At 74.3% G+C, this 16,115-nt stretch carries 17 protein-coding genes and 1 tRNA gene; 8 read left to right on the top strand and 10 right to left on the bottom strand.

Annotated features, from left to right (window positions below):
• Nucleotides 1–94 precede the first annotated feature (94 nt).
• The 5 genes from HL054_RS20195 to HL054_RS20175 form a co-directional block, all read right to left on the bottom strand.
• Nucleotides 95–1,885: a S9 family peptidase gene (locus HL054_RS20195; protein ID WP_369140885.1), complete on the bottom strand. Its 1,791-nt coding sequence runs from the start codon at nucleotides 1,883–1,885 to the stop codon at nucleotides 95–97.
• Between the two features lie 4 nt (nucleotides 1,886–1,889).
• Complete coding sequence (locus HL054_RS20190) at nucleotides 1,890–2,969, bottom strand: hemolysin family protein (RefSeq protein ID WP_369140884.1); 1,080 nt, start codon at nucleotides 2,967–2,969, stop codon at nucleotides 1,890–1,892.
• The gene (locus HL054_RS20185) at nucleotides 2,966–4,378 is read right to left on the bottom strand and encodes a hemolysin family protein (protein WP_369140883.1); all 1,413 of its coding nucleotides are present in this window, start codon (nucleotides 4,376–4,378) and stop codon (nucleotides 2,966–2,968) included. Before HL054_RS20185 ends, HL054_RS20190 begins: the two co-directional genes overlap by 4 nt.
• A 76-nt stretch (nucleotides 4,379–4,454) precedes the next feature.
• Nucleotides 4,455–4,528 (bottom strand) — tRNA-Pro (locus tag HL054_RS20180).
• Between the two features lie 50 nt (nucleotides 4,529–4,578).
• The gene (locus HL054_RS20175; RefSeq protein WP_369140882.1) at nucleotides 4,579–5,484 is read right to left on the bottom strand and encodes a metallophosphoesterase; all 906 of its coding nucleotides are present in this window, start codon (nucleotides 5,482–5,484) and stop codon (nucleotides 4,579–4,581) included.
• 66 nt (nucleotides 5,485–5,550) lie between these two features.
• Here HL054_RS20175 and HL054_RS20170 point away from each other — a divergent pair, with 66 nt between their 5' ends.
• Nucleotides 5,551–6,003, top strand: coding sequence for a GatB/YqeY domain-containing protein (locus tag HL054_RS20170; protein WP_369140881.1), 453 nt, complete (start codon nucleotides 5,551–5,553; stop codon nucleotides 6,001–6,003).
• Nucleotides 6,004–6,081: 78 nt separating this feature from the next.
• On the opposite strand, the gene HL054_RS20165 is transcribed toward HL054_RS20170, so the two are convergent.
• The 3 genes from HL054_RS20165 to HL054_RS20155 form a co-directional block, all read right to left on the bottom strand.
• A complete protein-coding gene (locus HL054_RS20165; protein WP_369140880.1) occupies nucleotides 6,082–8,289 on the bottom strand; it encodes a transglycosylase domain-containing protein in 2,208 nt (735 codons plus the stop codon).
• Between the two features lie 77 nt (nucleotides 8,290–8,366).
• Nucleotides 8,367–9,584 (bottom strand): ArsA family ATPase, encoded by a 1,218-nt coding sequence (locus tag HL054_RS20160; protein WP_369140879.1) that lies wholly within the window; start codon nucleotides 9,582–9,584, stop codon nucleotides 8,367–8,369.
• On the bottom strand, nucleotides 9,581–10,537 hold the full coding sequence (locus HL054_RS20155; protein ID WP_369140878.1) for an ArsA-related P-loop ATPase: 957 nt from the start codon (nucleotides 10,535–10,537) through the stop codon (nucleotides 9,581–9,583). The genes HL054_RS20160 and HL054_RS20155 overlap by 4 nt, the downstream gene beginning before the upstream one ends.
• 97 nt (nucleotides 10,538–10,634) lie before the next feature.
• Between HL054_RS20155 and HL054_RS20150 the strand changes: the two genes are divergently transcribed.
• Genes HL054_RS20150 through HL054_RS20140 form a run of 3 tightly spaced genes read left to right on the top strand, consistent with a single transcriptional unit; the run spans nucleotide 10,635 to nucleotide 12,069 of the window.
• On the top strand, nucleotides 10,635–10,811 hold the full coding sequence (locus tag HL054_RS20150) for a hypothetical protein (RefSeq protein WP_369140877.1): 177 nt from the start codon (nucleotides 10,635–10,637) through the stop codon (nucleotides 10,809–10,811).
• Nucleotides 10,808–11,278, top strand: coding sequence for a RidA family protein (locus tag HL054_RS20145; RefSeq protein ID WP_369140876.1), 471 nt, complete (start codon nucleotides 10,808–10,810; stop codon nucleotides 11,276–11,278). The genes HL054_RS20150 and HL054_RS20145 overlap by 4 nt, the downstream gene beginning before the upstream one ends.
• On the top strand, nucleotides 11,275–12,069 hold the full coding sequence (locus tag HL054_RS20140; protein WP_369140875.1) for an NUDIX hydrolase: 795 nt from the start codon (nucleotides 11,275–11,277) through the stop codon (nucleotides 12,067–12,069). The genes HL054_RS20145 and HL054_RS20140 overlap by 4 nt, the downstream gene beginning before the upstream one ends.
• Before the next feature lie 104 nt (nucleotides 12,070–12,173).
• Here the strand turns inward: HL054_RS20140 and HL054_RS20135 are convergent, their stop codons facing one another.
• Together HL054_RS20135 and HL054_RS20130 are read right to left on the bottom strand one after the other, a co-directional pair.
• Complete coding sequence (locus tag HL054_RS20135; RefSeq protein WP_369140874.1) at nucleotides 12,174–12,848, bottom strand: Crp/Fnr family transcriptional regulator; 675 nt, start codon at nucleotides 12,846–12,848, stop codon at nucleotides 12,174–12,176.
• Nucleotides 12,849–13,007: 159 nt separating this feature from the next.
• Nucleotides 13,008–13,292: a hypothetical protein gene (locus tag HL054_RS20130; RefSeq protein WP_369140872.1), complete on the bottom strand. Its 285-nt coding sequence runs from the start codon at nucleotides 13,290–13,292 to the stop codon at nucleotides 13,008–13,010.
• 148 nt (nucleotides 13,293–13,440) lie between these two features.
• Here HL054_RS20130 and nth point away from each other — a divergent pair, with 148 nt between their 5' ends.
• Genes nth through HL054_RS20110 form a run of 4 tightly spaced genes read left to right on the top strand, consistent with a single transcriptional unit; the run spans nucleotide 13,441 to nucleotide 16,110 of the window.
• A complete protein-coding gene (gene nth / locus HL054_RS20125) occupies nucleotides 13,441–14,253 on the top strand; it encodes an endonuclease III (RefSeq protein WP_369140871.1) in 813 nt (270 codons plus the stop codon).
• Nucleotides 14,250–14,843: a TlpA family protein disulfide reductase gene (locus HL054_RS20120; protein WP_369140870.1), complete on the top strand. Its 594-nt coding sequence runs from the start codon at nucleotides 14,250–14,252 to the stop codon at nucleotides 14,841–14,843. The genes nth and HL054_RS20120 overlap by 4 nt, the downstream gene beginning before the upstream one ends.
• Nucleotides 14,840–15,625, top strand: coding sequence for an NUDIX hydrolase (locus HL054_RS20115; RefSeq protein ID WP_369140869.1), 786 nt, complete (start codon nucleotides 14,840–14,842; stop codon nucleotides 15,623–15,625). Before HL054_RS20120 ends, HL054_RS20115 begins: the two co-directional genes overlap by 4 nt.
• Nucleotides 15,622–16,110: a cupredoxin domain-containing protein gene (locus HL054_RS20110; RefSeq protein ID WP_369140868.1), complete on the top strand. Its 489-nt coding sequence runs from the start codon at nucleotides 15,622–15,624 to the stop codon at nucleotides 16,108–16,110. Before HL054_RS20115 ends, HL054_RS20110 begins: the two co-directional genes overlap by 4 nt.
• Nucleotides 16,111–16,115: the final 5 nt, after the last annotated feature.

The raw sequence follows: 16,115 nt of genomic DNA, 5'->3' as shown, positions 1-16,115 counted from the left end.
GGCTTGCCTTACCGAACCTAGAGTGGATGGCACCCGGTGTCGATCACGAACAGGTCACGGCCGGGTGTGCGCTGGGGCACACCCGGCCGGGGCGCTACGGGCGGACGTGCCGCAGCGCGAAGGACAGCGCCACCTCGACCTGCCGGATCGTCTCCTCGACGACCAGCGACCCGTGGCCGGCGTCGAAGCGGTAGACCTCGTGCGGCTTCTCCCGCTCGGTGAGGGCGGCCAGGTAGTTGTCGATCTGCCGGATCGGGCAGCGCGGGTCGTTGGCCCCGGCGACCACCAGCACGGGTGCGGCGACCGCGTCGACGTAGGTCAGCGGGGAGGAACGCACGTACACGTCGTGCACCTCGTCCGGAGAGCCGCCGAACAGCGCCCGGTCGTAGGCCCGCAGGCCCTCCATCTCGTCCTCGTAGGCGGCCAGGTAGTCCGCCACCGGCACCTCCGCGATCCCGGCCGCCCAGCGCTCGGGCTGGGTGCCGAGGCCGAGCAGGGTGAGGAAGCCGCCCCAGGAGCCGCCGGACAGCAGCGCCCGGGCCGGGTCGACGACGCCCTCGGCGACGAGCGCGTCGTAGACCGCGGCGACGTCCTCGAGCTCGGTGAGGCCCGGTCGGCCGGTGAGCGCGTCGCGCCACTCGCTGCCGTAGCCGGTCGACCCGCGGTAGTTCACGTGCACCACCGCGTACCCGGCGTCGACGTAGGCCGCCCGGCGCGCGCGGTAGGAGTCGTCGTCCTGCGCCTCCGGCCCGCCGTGCACCAGGAACGCCGTCGCGTGCGGGCCCTCGCCGGCCGGCCGGACCAGCAGCGCGTGCACGTCGCCGCCCGGGCCGGGCACCCACCGGTCCTCGACCGGGTAGGCGGCCGGCGGCTCGTCGCCCGGCGCGGCCAGCACGACCGGGCCGTCGGCGCGGCGGATCACCGGCGGGCGCTCGGAGGAGGACCAGGCCAGCTCCACGGTGCCGTCGGGCCGCGCGGTCGCCCCGCGGACGACGCCCCTCGGGGTGTCCAGCCGCTCCAGCGTGCCGGTGACCAGGTCGTAGCGGTACAGCTCGCTGCGGGCGGCGGTGTCGTGGCCGACCAGCAGCGCGGTGCCGTCGGGGTACCAGCCGGCCGTCACGTCGCCGGGCAGGTCGAGCACCAGCTCGGTCTCGGTGTCGGTGGCGACGTCCCAGATCAGCAGCTCCTCGCGGCCGCGGCGCTCGTGGCCGACCAGCAGCCGCTGGTCACCGGCCACCGGGGCGAAGCTCAGGGCGTGCAGGCCGCGGCCCTCGCCGTCCCACTTGTCGGCCACCCGCTGGAGCCCGTCGGTGCGCAGCACCCGCAGCGCCGGGTAGCGGGGGTCGCCGTGCTCGGAGTGGGAGAACACCAGCAGGGCGTCGTCCCGCGACAGCGCGTCCACCGAGGCGGTGTCCGCGGTCGTGTAGAAGACCGACGGCGTGCCACCGGTGGGCACGGTCCACAGCTCGCTGCCGTCGTCGGTCGACCGGCCGGCGAGGACCACGCGGTGCCCGATCTCCAGGCCGGCCGGGTACGCCGGACCGACGTCGGGCAGCGCCACGGTGTCCGGGCCGCCGGTGAACGGCTGGGTCATCCAGACGCCGAACTCGTCCCCGTCGGTGTCGGCGAACCACCAGATCGTCTCGCCGTCCGGCGACAGGGTGGCCGCCGAGGTGCCGTTGGGGCGGTCGGTGACCTGCCGGTGGGTGTCGGCCTGCCGGTCCCAGGCGTACTGCTCGACGACCCCGCTGACGTCGGAGGCGTAGAGGCTGCGGTGCGGGGCGTCCTCGGCCCAGTCGGGCAGGCTCACCCGCGGGGCGCGGAAGCGCGCCTGCCAGCGCGCGGTGACGTCCTCGGGCAGGGCGGGGGAGAGCTCAGCGGTCACCGGCTCATCTTCCCCCGGCGCCCGCCCCGGCCTGCTCGGCGGTCGGCTGCTCCGCGACGTCGGCCCCGCGCACGTCGCCGATCAGCTGCTCCAGCACGTCCTCCAGGGCCACCAGCCCGAGCACCCGGTCGCCGTCGCTCACCCGGCCCAGGTGCGAGCCCGAGCGCCGCATCGCCCGCAGCACCTCCGGCAGCGGCTCGTCGGCGTCCACCTCGACGAAGGCCTTGATCGCCTGGTCGGGCACCGGCTGGTCGCGCGAGGTGGGGCCGGTGCCGAGCACGTCCTTGACGTGCACGTACCCGGCGAGCGAGCCGTCGTCGCGGCGCACCGGGTAGCGGCTGTAGCCGTGCTCGGCGACGACCTCCTCCAGCTGCCGCGGCGTCGAGTCGCGGGGCACGGTGACCAGCGAGTCCGGGGCCAGCAGCACCGAGGCGACGTCGTGCTGCTCGAAGGTCAGCGCGCCGGTGGCCAGGTCGCTGACCTCGCTGCCGAGCAGCCCCTCCTTGCGGGACTGGGAGATCATCGACCGGATCTCGCCCTCGTCGAAGCTGGCCGAGACCTCGTCGGTCGGGGTGACCCCGAACAGCCGGACGAAGGCGTTGGCCACGGTGTTGAAGAACCAGATGAACGGCTTGAGCAGCCGCACCAGCACCGCGAGCGGTGGGCCGAGCACGATCGCCGCGCGGTCGGGGCCGGCGATGGTGATGTTCTTGGGCACCATCTCGCCCAGCACCATGTGCAGCACGGTGACCAGCGACAGGGCGATCACCAGCGAGATCGGGTGCAGCAGCTGGTCGGGCACCCCGGCGGCGTGCAGCGGCGCCTCGATCAGGTGCGCCACGGCCGGCTCGCCGACGGCACCCAGCCCGAGCGAGCACAGCGTGATGCCCAGCTGGGCACCGGCCATCATCTGCGACACGTTGCGCATCGCGGCGAGCGTCTTCTGCGCGCGGACCGAGCCGGCCGCGGCGCGCGGCTCGATCTGGTCGGCCCGGGCGGAGACCAGGGCGAACTCCGAGGCGACGAAGAAGGCGTTGCCCAGCAGCAGGGCGACCAGCACCAGCAGGCTCAGCACGTCGCTCATGCCTGCGCCACCTCGCGCCGCGGCCGGACGGCGGTGGCGCCGCCGGTCCCCGTGCGGGCGGCCGGCTCGCCCGACCCCTCGCCGTCCTGCTCGCCGTCCTGCTCGCCGTCCTCCTCGTCCTCGGGGGGCGGGGTGGCACGCAGCCGGTCGACCCGCCGACCGTCGACGGCGGCCACGGTGATCCGCCAGCCGTCGACCTCTATCGAGTCGCCTTCTTCGGGCAGCCGGGCCAACCGCTCGGTGACCAGACCGGCGACGGTCTCGTAGCGGCCCTCGGGCACCGGGATGTCGGTGCGCTCGCGCACCTCGTCGGGGCGCAGCAAGCCCGACAGCAGCCAGTCCTCGCCGTCCCGGCGCAGCTGGCGCAGCGGCCGGTCGGTCTCGTCGGTGATCTCCCCGACCAGCTCCTCGACAATGTCCTCCAGGGAGACGATGCCGTGCGTGGCGCCCCACTCGTCGACCACCAGGGCCAGCTGGAGGCCCTGGTCCCGCAGCAGGTCCAGCAGCGGGTCCAGGTGCAACGACGACGGGACGGCGAGCACCGGCTCGGCCAGCTCCCCGGCGGTGCGCCGCAGCCGCTCCTCGTCCGGGACGGCGACGGCGTTCTTCACGTGCACCACGCCGGTGACCTCGTCCAAGTCGGCGCCGTAGACCGGGAAGCGCGAGAACCCGGACCGGATGGCCGCGTCGATCACGTCCGCCGCCGTCGCCGCCGAGCTCAGCGTCCACAGCCGGGTCCGCGGCGTCATCACGTCGGTGGCGAACTTCTCGCGCAGCCCCAGCGAGCGGCTCAGCAGCCGGGCGGCGACGGGGGACAGGTCGCCCTCCTCGGCGGAACGGCGGGCCACCGCGGCGAGCTCCTCGGCGCCCCGGACGTCGTCCAGCTCCTCGCGGGGCTCGATGCCCAGCCGGCGGACGATCCCGTTGGCCACCGCCTGCAGCGCACGGACCAGCGGTCCGGTCACCGCGGTGAAGGCGCGCATGCCGGGGGCCACCAGCGCGGCGGTGCGCAGCGGCCGGGCGATCGCCAGGTTCTTCGGCCCCAGCTCGCCCAGGATCATCTGCAGGAACGTGGCCAGCGCGATGCCCAGGGTGACCGCGATCGGCGCCGTCGCGCCCTCGGGCAGCCCGATCGACGTCAGCACCGGCTCGATCAGCCCGCCGAGCGCTGGCTCGGCGAGGAAGCCCACCACCAGCGTGGTCAGCGTGATCCCCAGCTGGGCGGCGGACAGCTGGGTGGACAGCCCGCGCAGGGCGGCGAGCACGCCCTCGGCGCCGGAGTCACCGGCGCGGGCGGCCTCGGCTGCCTTGCCCCGGTCGACGGTGGTGAGGGAGAACTCGGCCGCGACGAAGAACCCGGTGAGAGCGGTCAACACCACGGCCGCGAGGAGGAGCAGCCATTCGGTCATCCGGGACGGGATGCCCGGTACGGCGTGCCCGGAAACGACTCAGGGACCGCCGGATCGGCGGTCCCTGAGTGGAGGGTCGGGGTGACAGGATTTGAACCTGCGGCCTCGTCGTCCCGAACGACGCGCGCTACCAAGCTGCGCCACACCCCGAGGTGCGTCGACAACTGTAACCGACGCCCACCCCGCGTCTGCGACCCCCTTCAGCGGGCGGTGAGGGTGAGCAGCGTGGCCTCGGGCGGGCAGGCGAACCGCACCGGGGCGTAGGGGCTGGTGCCCAGCCCGGCGGAGACGTGCAGCCACGTGCGGGTCGGGTGTGCGGCGGTGGGCTCGGCCCAGCGGTGCAGCCAGCGCACGTGCTGCCGGTCGATGCCGCAGTTGGTGACCAGCGCGCCGTAGAAGGGCACCCGGAGCTGGCCGCCGTGGGTGTGCCCGGCCAGCAGCAGGTCGTAGCCGTCGGCGGCGAACCGGTCGAGCACCCGGGGCTCGGGGGAGTGCACCAGCCCGATCCGGACGTCCGCGTCGCCGTCGGCCGCCCCGGCGACGTCGTTGTAGCGGTCCAGCTTCAGGTGCGGGTCGTCGACGCCGGCGAAGGCGATCCGGGTGCCGGCGACGGTGAGCGTGCCCCGGGCGTTGGTGAGGTCCAGCCAGCCGCGGTCGGTCATCCCGTCGCGGAGCTCGCGCCAGGGGAGCTCCTCGCCGTGCACCCGCTTGTGGTCGGTCTTGAAGTACTTCAGCGGGTTCTTCGGGCGGGGTGCGTAGTAGTCGTTGCTGGCCAGCACGAACGCGCCCGGCCGCGCCATCAGCGGCTCGAGGGCGCGCAGCGTCGGCGGCACGGCGTCCATGCCCGCGAGGTTGTCGCCGGTGGTGATGACCAGGTCCGGCTCCAGCGCCGCCAGCCCGGCCACCCAGGCCTGCTTGCCGTGCTGGCCGGCGGTCATGTGCAGGTCCGACAGCTGCAGCACGGTGAGCGGCGCCGAGCCCGGCGGCAGGACCGGGACGTCGAAGCGCCGCAGGGTCCACCGGGTGCGCTCCACCAGGCTCGCGTAGGCCACCGTGGCGGCGCCGGTGGCGAGGACGGCGGTGGGGACGGCGGTGATCGCACGCATCCTGCGAGCCTACGGGCGGCGGATCTCCGTCGTCCGGGGCCGGGGGGAGGTGGCAGGCTCTCCGGCGTGCCTGAACTGAAGGACCGACTCCGTGCCGACCTGACCACCGCGATGAAGGGCCGTGACGAGCTGAGCACCGCCACGTTGCGGATGGTGCTCTCCGCCGTCTCCGCCGAGGAGGTGGCCGGGAAGGAGGCGCGCCAGCTGAGCGACGACGACGTGATGGCGGTGCTCCGCCGGGAGGCCAAGAAGCGCCGCGAGGCCGCCGAGGCCTTCGCCGGCGCCGGCCGCACCGAGCAGGCCGAGCGGGAGCGGGCCGAGGAGGGCGTGATCGCCGCCTACCTGCCCGCCCAGCTGGCCGATGCCGACCTGGCGGCGATCGTCGCCGACGTCGTCACCCGCACCGGCGCCGCCGGGATGAAGGACATGGGCAAGGTGATGGGCGCGGTGACCGGCCAGGTGGCCGGCCGCGCCGAGGGCGGCCGGGTGGCCGCCGAGGTCCGCCGCCAGCTCGGCTGAGCCCTCGGCCCCGCTCCCGGCCCCGCTGCAGGGTCCCGCCACGAGCTCGCGAGTGATGGGGGGCAGCGGGGTCCTTCGTCAGCCGGGCAGGCCGTCGCCGTTCGTGTCCGGCAGCGGGGCCGAGGGCACCACCGGGGCCGGCGCCTCGACCGGCGCCGGCGCCGGTGCCGGCGCCGGGACCGGCGCCGGCTGGTTGTTCCGCGGCCGCTCGTTGCCCTCCTGCTGCTCGGCCTCCGGGCGCGGAGCCGGGGCGCCGGTGCCCTTGGTGCCGGCGGCCACGGCCGGGTCGGCCGGGGGGAACTCGCGCGTCGGACCGGCGTTCAGGATCGGCGCGAGCGCGTCGTGCCAGATCTGCGCCGGCTTGTTGCCGCCGTAGCCGCCGACGTTCTGGTTCTCCTTGGGGTTGAGCACCATCACGCTGGCTGCGTACTCCGGCGTCATGCCGACGAACGCGGCGGAGAACTGGTTCTGCGAGGTACCGGTCTTGCCGGCGATCTGGTGGCCGGGCACGTTCGCCCGGGTGCCGGTGCCGCTGATGACGTCCTCGGTCATCGCCTGGACGAGGGTGTTGGCGACGCCCGGCGGGATCGAGGCCGCCGTGCAGTTGTCGTTCTTCACCAGCGGCTGGCCGTCGTCCCCGGTGACCGGCTGGCCGGCGGCGTCCAGGATCGCGATGACGGGCGTCGGGTCGCACTGGGTGCCGCTGGCCGCCAGCGTCGAGTAGGCGCTGGCCAGGTAGAGCGGGCTGGTCGCGAACGGGCCGAGGGTGAACGAGCCCATCTCGCCGTCGATGATCTCCTGCGCCTGCTCCTCGGGGAGGTTCAGGCCCATCCGCTGCGCCATGGTGACCGGTCCGCGGACGCTGCCGAGGGTGTCCTCCAGCGCCACGAAGTAGGTGTTCGAGGAGCGGGTCAGCGCGTCGTGCATGGACAGCGTGTTGGGCAGCGTGCCCACGTTGCCGATCGGCCCGTAGGGCGCGCCCCGGGTGCCGCCGTTCTTCTTGAACACCCGCGAGAAGTACGGGTCGCTGGTGGTCTGCTGGTAGTTGATGCCGTAGCCGGCCTCGAGCGCCGCGGCGGCGGTGAACACCTTGTAGGTCGACCCCGACCCCTGGCTCGCCGCGACGTTGAGGTTCAGCGACTCGCAGGAGGCGTCGACGGCGACGTCGCAGCCGTAGCGCCGGTTGACGCTCATCGCCAGCACCTTGCCGGTGCCCGGCTCCAGGGCGGTGTAGATGCCGGCCAGCGAGTTGCCCATCTCGATGGTGTTGAGCACGGCCTGGTCGCCGGCGGCCTGCATGTCCGGGCGCATCGTCGTCTGGATCGTCCAGCCGGCGCTCTTCAGCGTGTTGGCGTCGATGCCGAGGGCGCCGGTGAGGTGGTTGTAGAGGTAGTCGCAGAAGAAGCCGCCGATGGTGGCGTCGATGCAGCCGTTGCGCGGGTTCTCGCCCTCGGCGATCGGGATCGGGGCGGCCGATACGTCGGCGAGCTCCTGGTCGGTGATGTGGCCGAGGTCGTTCATCCGGGCGAGCACCTGGTTGCGGCGGGTCTGGCCGGCCTCGGGGTGCTGGATCGGGTCGTCGTTGGTGGGGCTCTGCACCAGCCCGGCCAGCACCGACGCCTGCGGCAGGGTCAGGTCGATCGCGTTGACGCTGAAGTACTTCTGGGCGGCGGCCTGGATGCCGTAGGCGCCCTGCCCGAAGTAGGCGATGTTCAGGTACCGGGTGAGGATCTCGTCCTTGGAGTAGGTCTGCTCCAGGGCCAGCGCCAGGCGGGCCTCGCGCAGCTTGCGGCCGACCGTCTGGTCGTCGGCCGCCTCGCGCTCCTCGGGCGTGGTGGCGGTCTGCAGCAGCGTCTGCTTCACCAGCTGCTGGGTCAGCGTCGAGCCGCCCTCCTGCACCGAGCCGGCCGCCAGGTTCTTCGCCAGCGCGCGCGCCGTGCCCTGGACGTCGAGGCCGTTGTGCTCGTAGAAGCGCGAGTCCTCGATGTCGACGATCGCCTGCTTCATGATCGGCGAGATCTGCTCCGGGGTGACCGGCGTCCGGTTCAGGTCGTAGAACTCGGTGATCAGCGACCCGTCCGCGGCCAGCACCTTGGTGTTGCCGTTGGGCGTCTTGTCGGTGAGCTCGACCGGCAGCGCGTCGAGGAGCGTGGAGGAGTTGCGGGCGACGAGCCCGGCTCCGCCCACGAACGGGAGCAGCATGGCGGCCACCAGCGCCCCGGCCACGACGATCATCGTGACCAGCTTGGCGAAGGCACCCAGGCGGAAGCGCGCAGACTCGGACATCGCAGGCCAAGGTACCTGTCCCGGAGGGCCCGGTGGCGCGCCTCCGACGCCGACGCGCGGGCGCCTCCGGTGGCGGGTCAGCCGGCGGCGGCCGGGCGGACCGGGAGGACCCGGCTGCGCGGTGTGCCCGTACCGGTGTCGTCCTCCGCGGACAGCAGCGCCTCGCCCATCACCCGCAGGCCGTCCAGGTCGTGCACGTCACCGGCGGCGGCCGGCACCGTGCGGACCGGCACCTCCGGGTGGGCGCTGGTGAAGCGGTCGGCGAGGCGCTGCTCGCGGGCGGCCACCGTCATCCGCTCGGCGTGCACCCGCAGCGCCCCGGCGGCCAGTGCAGCGCCCTTCCCGCCCGCCTCCAGCACGGCCTCGGCGGCCGCCTCGGCCCGGGTGGCCGTCAGGGTCGTCGTGGCCGGCGGGTGGGTGCGGTTGATGACCAGGCCGGCCAGCGGCATGCCCTCGGTGGAGAGCCGGTCGACGAAGTAGGAGGCCTCGCGCAGCGCGTCGGGCTCGGGGGCGGCCACCACGACGAACGACGTCCCCGGCTGGCGGAGCAGCTCGTAGGTCGCCGTGGCGCGCTCCCGGAAGCCGCCGAACATGGTGTCCAGCGCCGAGACGAAGGCGGAGATGTCGTTGAGCAGCTGGCCGCCGAGGATCTTGCTGATGATCCGGCTGAACAGCATGAAGCCGGCCCCGACCAACCGGACCCCGGCCCGCCCGCCGGCCCGCGCGGGGGCGGTGAGCAGCCGGATCATCGTGCCGTCGAGGAACCGGCTCATCCGGTTGGGCGCGTCCAGGAAGTCCAGCGCCGAGCGGGACGGCGGGGTGTCGACGATGACCAGGTCCCACTTCTCGCTGGCCCGGAGCTGGCCCAGCTTCTCCATGGCCATGTACTCCTGCGTGCCCGCGAAGGACGACGACAGCGCCTGGTAGAAGGGGTTGGCGAAGATAACTTCGGCCCGCTCCGGCGTCGAGTGGGCGGACACGACGTCGTCGAACGTCCGCTTCATGTCCAGCATCATCGCGGAGAGCTCGCCCGGTGCCCCGGGCGTCTCGACCACCCGCGGCTCGTTGTCCAGCTCCACCAGGCCCAGCGACTGGGCCAGCCGGCGGGCCGGGTCGATGGTGAGGACGACGACCTGACGGCCGGCCTCCGCCGCCGCCAGCGCGAGCGCCGCCGACGTGGTGGTCTTGCCCACCCCGCCCGATCCGCAGCACACGATGATCCGGGTCTCCGGGTCGGCGACCAGCCCGGCGAGGTCCAGCGACGGCGCGAGCGCCGGCCGGCGGGGGGCAGTCACGCCGCGACCTCGGTCTGCAGCTGCCCCTCGAGCCGGTCGGCCAGCTCGTACAGGCACCCCAGGTCGATGGGGGAGGAGGACAGCGGCAGCTCGACCACCGGGCGGCCCAGCGCCTCGACGTCCCCGCGCAGGGCGTCCTGCGCGACCCACCGCTGGGCGTGCTCGACCGCCTCGGCGGCCAGGCCGCCGGCCACGTCCGCGGCGCCGTGCACCCCCGCCGCGGTCAGCGCCGGCAGCAGGTCGGCGCCGGTGAGCCGGCCCTCGGCGGTGCGGGCCAGGCTCACGGCCGGCAGCAGCGGCTCCGTGGCCATGTTGACGACCACCGAGCCCACCGGCAGCCGGGCCGCGGTCAGCTCGCCGATCGCGTCGGCGGTCTCCTGCACCGGCATGTCCTCCAGCAGGGTCACCAGGTGCACCGCCGTCTGCGGGGAGCGGAACACCGCCATGACGCCGTCGCTCTGCGCCTTGATCGGGCCGGAGCGGGCGAGCCCGGCCACCTCGTTGGTCACGTTGAGGAAGCGGGTGATCCGTCCGGTCGGGGGCGCGTCGACGACGACCGCGTCGTAGACGTGCCGCCCCTCGTGCCGGCGGGTCACCGCCTCCTTGATCTTGCCGGTGAGCAGCACGTCGCGGAGCCCCGGGGCGATCGCGGTGGCGAAGTCGATCGCGCCCATCTTGCGCAGCGCCCGGCCGGCCCGCTTGAGGTTGTAGAACATGTCGAGGTACTCGAGGAAGGCCGCCTCCACGTCGATGGCCAGCGCCTTCACCTCGCCCCCGCCGCGGGCCACGGCCACCCGCCGCTCCTCGTAGGGCAGCGGCGGGGTGTCGAACAGCTGGGCGATGCCCTGCCGGCCCTCGGTCTCCACCAGCAGCACGTGCCGCCCGTCGGCGGCGAGCGAGAGCGCCAGCGCGGCGGCGACCGTGGTCTTGCCGGTCCCGCCCTTGCCGGTCACGACATGGCACCGCACGGGGCTGGGCTCTCCGGTCACGCACCCGAGCCTACGAGCGGCGGGCGAGTCCGGCCTCTCCCGGCTGCGCTAGCGTCGGCCCATGAGCGAACCGTCGCGTGTGACGTGGGAGTACGCCACCATCCCGCTGCTGATCCACAACACCAAGGCGATCCTCGACTCCTGGGGGGTCGACGGCTGGGAGCTGGTCACCGTCCTGCAGGGCCCCGGGGGTGGCGACCAGCTGGTCGCCTACCTGAAGCGCCCGTCGACCCGATGACCGCGCCCGACCAGAGCTGGACGGCGCGGCTGGCCGAGCTCGGCGTGCGGCTGCCCCCGGTCGCCGCCCCGGTCGCCGCCTACGTGCCGGCCATCCGCACCGGGCAGCTGGTGTTCACCTCCGGCCAGCTGCCCTTCGTCGACGGCGGGCTCCGGCGCACCGGCAAGGTGGGCGGCACCGTCGACATCGAGGACGCCGCCGCCGACGCCAAGCTGTGCGCGCTGAACGCGCTGGCCGCCATCGACGACCTGGTGGGGCTCGACGCCGTCGCCCGCGTCGTCCGGGTGGTCGGCTACGTCGCCAGCGCCGAGGGCTTCAGCGGCCAGCCGCGGGTGGTCAACGGCGCCAGCGAGTTTCTCGGCCGGGTCTTCGGCGAGGCCGGGCACCACGCCCGCAGCGCCGTCGGCGTCGCCGAGCTCCCGATGAACGCCCCGGTCGAGGTCGAGCTCACCGTCGAACTGCGATGAGCGCACCCGTGCGGCAGGCGGCCACCGTGCTGCTGCTGCGCGACGGGGCGCCGGGCCTCGAGGTGTACCTGCTGCGCCGCACCCGGGGCATGCCCTTCGCCGGGGGGATGAGCGCCTACCCCGGCGGCGGGGTCGACGAGCGGGACGGCGACACCGACCTGGCCTGGGTCGGTCCGCCGCCCGCCGACTGGGCCGGCGCGTTCGGCTGCGACGAGCGGCTCGCCCGCGAACTGGTGTGCGCCGCCGTCCGGGAGACCTTCGAGGAGGCCGGCGTCCTGCTGGCCGGGCCCGCCGACGGCGGTGGCGTCGTCCCGGACGTCTCCGGTGACGACTGGGAGGACCAGCGGCAGGCGCTGATGTCCCACGACCTGTCGCTGGCCGAGCTGCTCGCCGGCCGCGGGCTCGCGCTCCGGGCCGACCTGCTGCGCCCCTTCGCGCACTGGATCACCCCGCCGCCGGAGCGCCGCCGCTACGACACCAAGTTCTTCGCCGCGCTGCTGCCGGCCGGGCAGGAGGCGCGCGACGTCTCCGGCGAGGCCGACGAGGCGGTCTGGACGACGCCCGCCGCCGCGCTGCAGGAGCACGCCGGCGGGACCCGGCCGATGCTGCCGCCGACCATCCACACCCTCGGCCAGCTCGAGCCCTTCCCGGACGCCGCCGCGGCCCTGGCCGGGTCGCCACCGGCGCCGCTGGAGCCGATCAGCCCGATCTTCGAGCAGACGCCGGACGGCACCTACGCCGTGCTCCCCGACGGCACCCGCATCCGGATGGTCGTGCCTCTCCCATCGTGATCCTGGCGGATCACACCGCGGCCAGGAGCCGGGTGCGGCCGGGCTGTTGAACGCGAGAGGCCCGGAACCTGGGGGGTTCCGGGCCTCTCGCGTTCGATGCTGGGTCAGCGGGCGCGGCGGCGGAGGCGCTCTTCGTCGAGGACGACGACGGACTTGCCCTGCAGCTGGATCCAGCCGCGGTGCACGAAGTCGGCCAGCGCCTTGTTCACCGTCTCGCGGGAGGCGCCGACCAGCTGGGCCAGCTCCTCCTGGGTCAGGTCGTGCTTGACGCGCAGGCCGTCGGTCTCCCGGCTGCCGAAGCGGTCGGCCATCTGCAGCAGGGCCTTGGCGACCCGGCCGGGCACGTCGGTGAAGATCAGGTCGGCGACCGAGTCGTTGGTGCGGCGCAGCCGGCGGGCCAGCACGCGCAGCAGCTGCTCACCGATCTCCGGGTGGGCGGTGATCCACGGCCGGAGCATCTGGTTCGGCATCTTCGCCAGGCGCACGTCGGTGACCGCCGTCGCCGTCGCGGTGCGCGGGCCCGGGTCGAACACCGACAGCTCGCCGAACTGGTCGGAGGGGCCCATGACGGCCAGCACGTTCTCCCGGCCGTCCGGCGCGCGCCGGGACAGCTTGATCTTGCCGGAGAGGACGACGTAGAGGCTGTCGCCCGACTCGCCCTCGTTGAAGACGACCCGGCCACGGGGCAGCGTCACCGTCTCCAGGGAGCTGGCGACCGGCTCGGCGGCCTCCTCCGACAGTCCCTGGAAGAGACCTGACTGGGCAAGGACCTCGTCCACGTGCACCTCTCGCAACGTCCTCACGGGTGCGATGGCGACCCGCGTCTCGGTGAGTCTAGGGCCTGTGGCTCGGCTCACCAGTGCACTCAGTCACGGATCTGCCCACTCTGAGTGGCTCCGGGCCCGGCCCCTCTGGTCAGCGCCGTGCGGGGACGGGTGTCATTCGGCGCGCCGTGCGCCCTCACCCGACTCGGTGACCCGCTCGGTGAGCACCGGCCGGGGCGTCGTCCGGCCCCGGCCCTGCCGGCGGGTCCGCCAGCGGGACATCGCCCGCCGGATGCCCGAGTGGGCCAGCGTGCTGACCTCGCCCTGGGTGGCGCTGCCGAGGAAGTCCTCGACCTCGCGCTGCGACGTGGGCCGCCGCAACGGCTCCTCGACCCGCTCCATGACGAGCAGGAAGGCGATGAGCAGCGGCGGGAACAGGATGACGATGAGGGCGACCACGGACACCTCCTCGGCGACGTCTGCGGGCCCCTGCGGCCCCGCGGGTGGGGCGACGTCGGTCGTGCGGTCGGTTGGCGTACCCGGGCGGGGCACCGGCGTCGAGTATGACGGGCGCTGCCTGTCGGGGCCGACGCATACCCTCACCTGCGTGTCCCGGCCCGTTCCTGCTCCCGACGCCACGCCGGCCTACACCCGGCCCGCCCCACCCCGCCGTCCCGGCCGCGCCGCGCGGCTGGGGGTGTCGCCGTTCGACCCCGACGAGAGCCCGCTGGGCCGCACCCGCCGGGCCCGGCGGATGGCGCGCGAGCTGGCGCTCATCCATCCTGACGCCCACGCCGAGCTGGACTTCACCACCCCGCTGGAGCTGCTGGTCGCCACCGTCCTGTCCGCGCAGACCACGGACCGGACGGTGAACAAGGTGACGCCGACCCTCTTCGCCCGCTACCCCGACGCGCACGCCTACGCGGCCGCCGACCGGGCCGAGCTCGAGGAGGTGCTGAAGCCCACCGGCTTCTTCCGGGCCAAGGCCAACTCGGTCATCGGCCTCGGCCAGGCCCTGGTGGAGCGCTTCGACGGCGTGGTCCCCGGCCGGCTCACCGACCTGGTCACGCTGCCCGGCGTCGGCCGCAAGACCGCGAACGTCGTGCTCGGCAACGCCTTCGGCGTCCCGGGGCTCACCGTCGACACCCACTTCGGCCGGCTGGTCCGCCGCTTCGGCTGGACGGCGGAGGAGGACCCGGTCAAGGTCGAGGCGGAGATCGCGGAGATCATCCCGCGCAGGGAGTGGACGATGTTCTCCCACCGGGTGATCTTCCACGGACGACGGGTGTGCCACGCCAAGAAGCCCGCCTGCGGCGCCTGCGGGCTGGCCTCCTGGTGCCCCTCCTACGGCATCGGCCCGCTGGACCCCGAGGTCGCGGCGAAGCTGGTCAAGACGCCGGCCGCCTCGGACACCGAATGAGCCGCGCCCTCCGCGTACTGGTCGCGGCCCTGCTGCTGGCCGGGCTGCTGGCCGGCTGCAGCTCCGACGACCCCGACGACGGCGCGGCCGCCACCCCCGCCGGCAGCGAGCTCGGCGAGCTCGACACCGACCTCGCCCCCTGCCCGGAGCAGCCCGACGAGCCGGCGGCCGACAGCGACCTGCCCGCCACCGTCTTCGACTGCTTCGGCGGCGGCAGCATGGACTTCAGCCGAGCGCCGGGCGTGCCAACGGTGCTCAACCTGTGGGCCAGCTGGTGCGGCCCGTGTCGTGAGGAGCTGCCGCTGGTGCAGCAGCTGGCGGACGAGGCCGGAGACCAGCTGCGCGTGATGGGCGTGGCCACCCTGGACCGGGTCAGCGCCGCGACCTCCTTCGCCGACGACGCCGCGATCACCTTCCCCAGCGCCTTCGACGCCGACGGCGAAGTGCTGTCCGGGCTGGGCGCCAACGGGCTGCCGCACACCGTCTTCCTGGCCGCGGACGGCTCGGTGGCGTTCTTCCAGTTCGGGCCGGTGCACTCGCTGGAGGAGTTCGAGCAGCTGGTCGCCGAGCACCTCGGCGTGCAGCTGTGACGTCGACGGCGGCGGAGCCGGACGGCCTGCCCGAGCACCTGCGGCGGCTGGTGGCCAACGCCGGGCAGCTGCCGCTGTGGCACCGGCACGGCGCCCCCTCGGAGACCGCCCGCCGCTCGGCCGTGCTCATCCTCTTCGGCGAGGGCCCCGGCGGCCCGGACGTGCTGCTGATCGAGAAGTCGGCGCACCTGCGCAGCCACGCGGGCCAGCCGGCGTTCCCCGGGGGCGGCGCCGACCCCGGGGACGACTACCCGGTGGGCACCGCCCTGCGCGAGGCCCACGAGGAGGCCGGCGTCGACCCGGCCGGCGTCCAGGTGCTGGCGACGCTGCCCGCGCTGTTCCTCGGCCCCTCCGACAACCTCGTCGTCCCGGTGGTCGGCTGGTGGGACGACCCGCGCGAGGTGACCACCGGCGACCCGCACGAGGTCGCCCGGGTGGCCCGCGTGCCGCTGGACGAGCTGGTCGACCCGGCCAACCGGTTCCGGGTGCGGCACCCGGCCGGCTACGTCGGTCCGGCCTTCGGCGTCGCCGGGATGGTCGTCTGGGGCTTCACCGCACACCTGCTGGACGCCGTCCTGGAGGCGGCCGGGCTGACCCGGCCCTGGGACGCCACCGTCGTCCGGCCGCTCGCGGTGCTGCCGGTGCCCGGGGCCCTCGAACCGGACGCCGGTCCGGACGCCGAGGAAGACCCGGTCGACTCCGAGGTCGCCGACCGCGCCGCGCCGACGGTGGCCGACGACGCCGGGCCGACAGGTCAGCCGCGTACCGTTCCGGGACCATGACCACGGCAGTGCGCGGCGCCCCGGGCGGACGACGGGGCGCACGACGCGGCGCACGGACGGCGGCGCTGCTCCTGGCGCTGCTGGTGGGCGTCGGTGTGCTGGTCGGGTGCAGCAACTCCGAGCCCACGCTGCCCGAGGCGACCCGCACCACCGGCGGTGACGTCGGCGCGGTCAGCACGGCGGCCGACGGGTCCCAGGAGATCACCCTGACCACCGGGGACGACTACGTCTTCACCCCGGCGACCTTCACCGTCGCCCCGGGCCCGGTCCGGCTGACCGTGCGCAACGACGCCGAGCAGATGACCCACAACTTCCTGTTCACCGCGGGCGCGGGTCCGGTGGCGATCAGCGAGGAGATCCCGGTGCTCGCGCCGGGGCAGAGCAAGACGATCGAGTTCACCGTCAGCACCCCCGGCGACTACCCCTTCGAGTGCAGCTTCCACGTCGCGCTCGGCCAGGTCGGCACGATGACCGTGACCGGCTGACCCGC

This window comes from Modestobacter versicolor (assembly GCF_041028285.1).
GTDB lineage: Bacteria > Actinomycetota > Actinomycetes > Mycobacteriales > Geodermatophilaceae > Modestobacter > Modestobacter versicolor_A.
This window is presented reverse-complemented; position numbering and strand designations above follow the sequence as displayed.

Bases quoted from the DNA above. Each gene is read 5' to 3' on its own strand.
- HL054_RS20190 (WP_369140884.1), bottom strand. From the start codon at position 2,969: ATGAGCGACGTGCTGAGCCTGCTGGTGCTGGTCGCCCTGCTGCTGGGC.
- HL054_RS20185 (WP_369140883.1), bottom strand. From the start codon at position 4,378: ATGACCGAATGGCTGCTCCTCCTCGCGGCCGTGGTGTTGACCGCTCTC.
- HL054_RS20175 (WP_369140882.1), bottom strand. From the start codon at position 5,484: ATGCGTGCGATCACCGCCGTCCCCACCGCCGTCCTCGCCACCGGCGCC.
- HL054_RS20165 (WP_369140880.1), bottom strand. From the start codon at position 8,289: ATGTCCGAGTCTGCGCGCTTCCGCCTGGGTGCCTTCGCCAAGCTGGTC.
- HL054_RS20150 (WP_369140877.1), top strand. From the start codon at position 10,635: ATGAGCGAACCGTCGCGTGTGACGTGGGAGTACGCCACCATCCCGCTG.
- HL054_RS20145 (WP_369140876.1), top strand. From the start codon at position 10,808: ATGACCGCGCCCGACCAGAGCTGGACGGCGCGGCTGGCCGAGCTCGGC.
- HL054_RS20140 (WP_369140875.1), top strand. From the start codon at position 11,275: ATGAGCGCACCCGTGCGGCAGGCGGCCACCGTGCTGCTGCTGCGCGAC.
- HL054_RS20120 (WP_369140870.1), top strand. From the start codon at position 14,250: ATGAGCCGCGCCCTCCGCGTACTGGTCGCGGCCCTGCTGCTGGCCGGG.
- HL054_RS20110 (WP_369140868.1), top strand. From the start codon at position 15,622: ATGACCACGGCAGTGCGCGGCGCCCCGGGCGGACGACGGGGCGCACGA.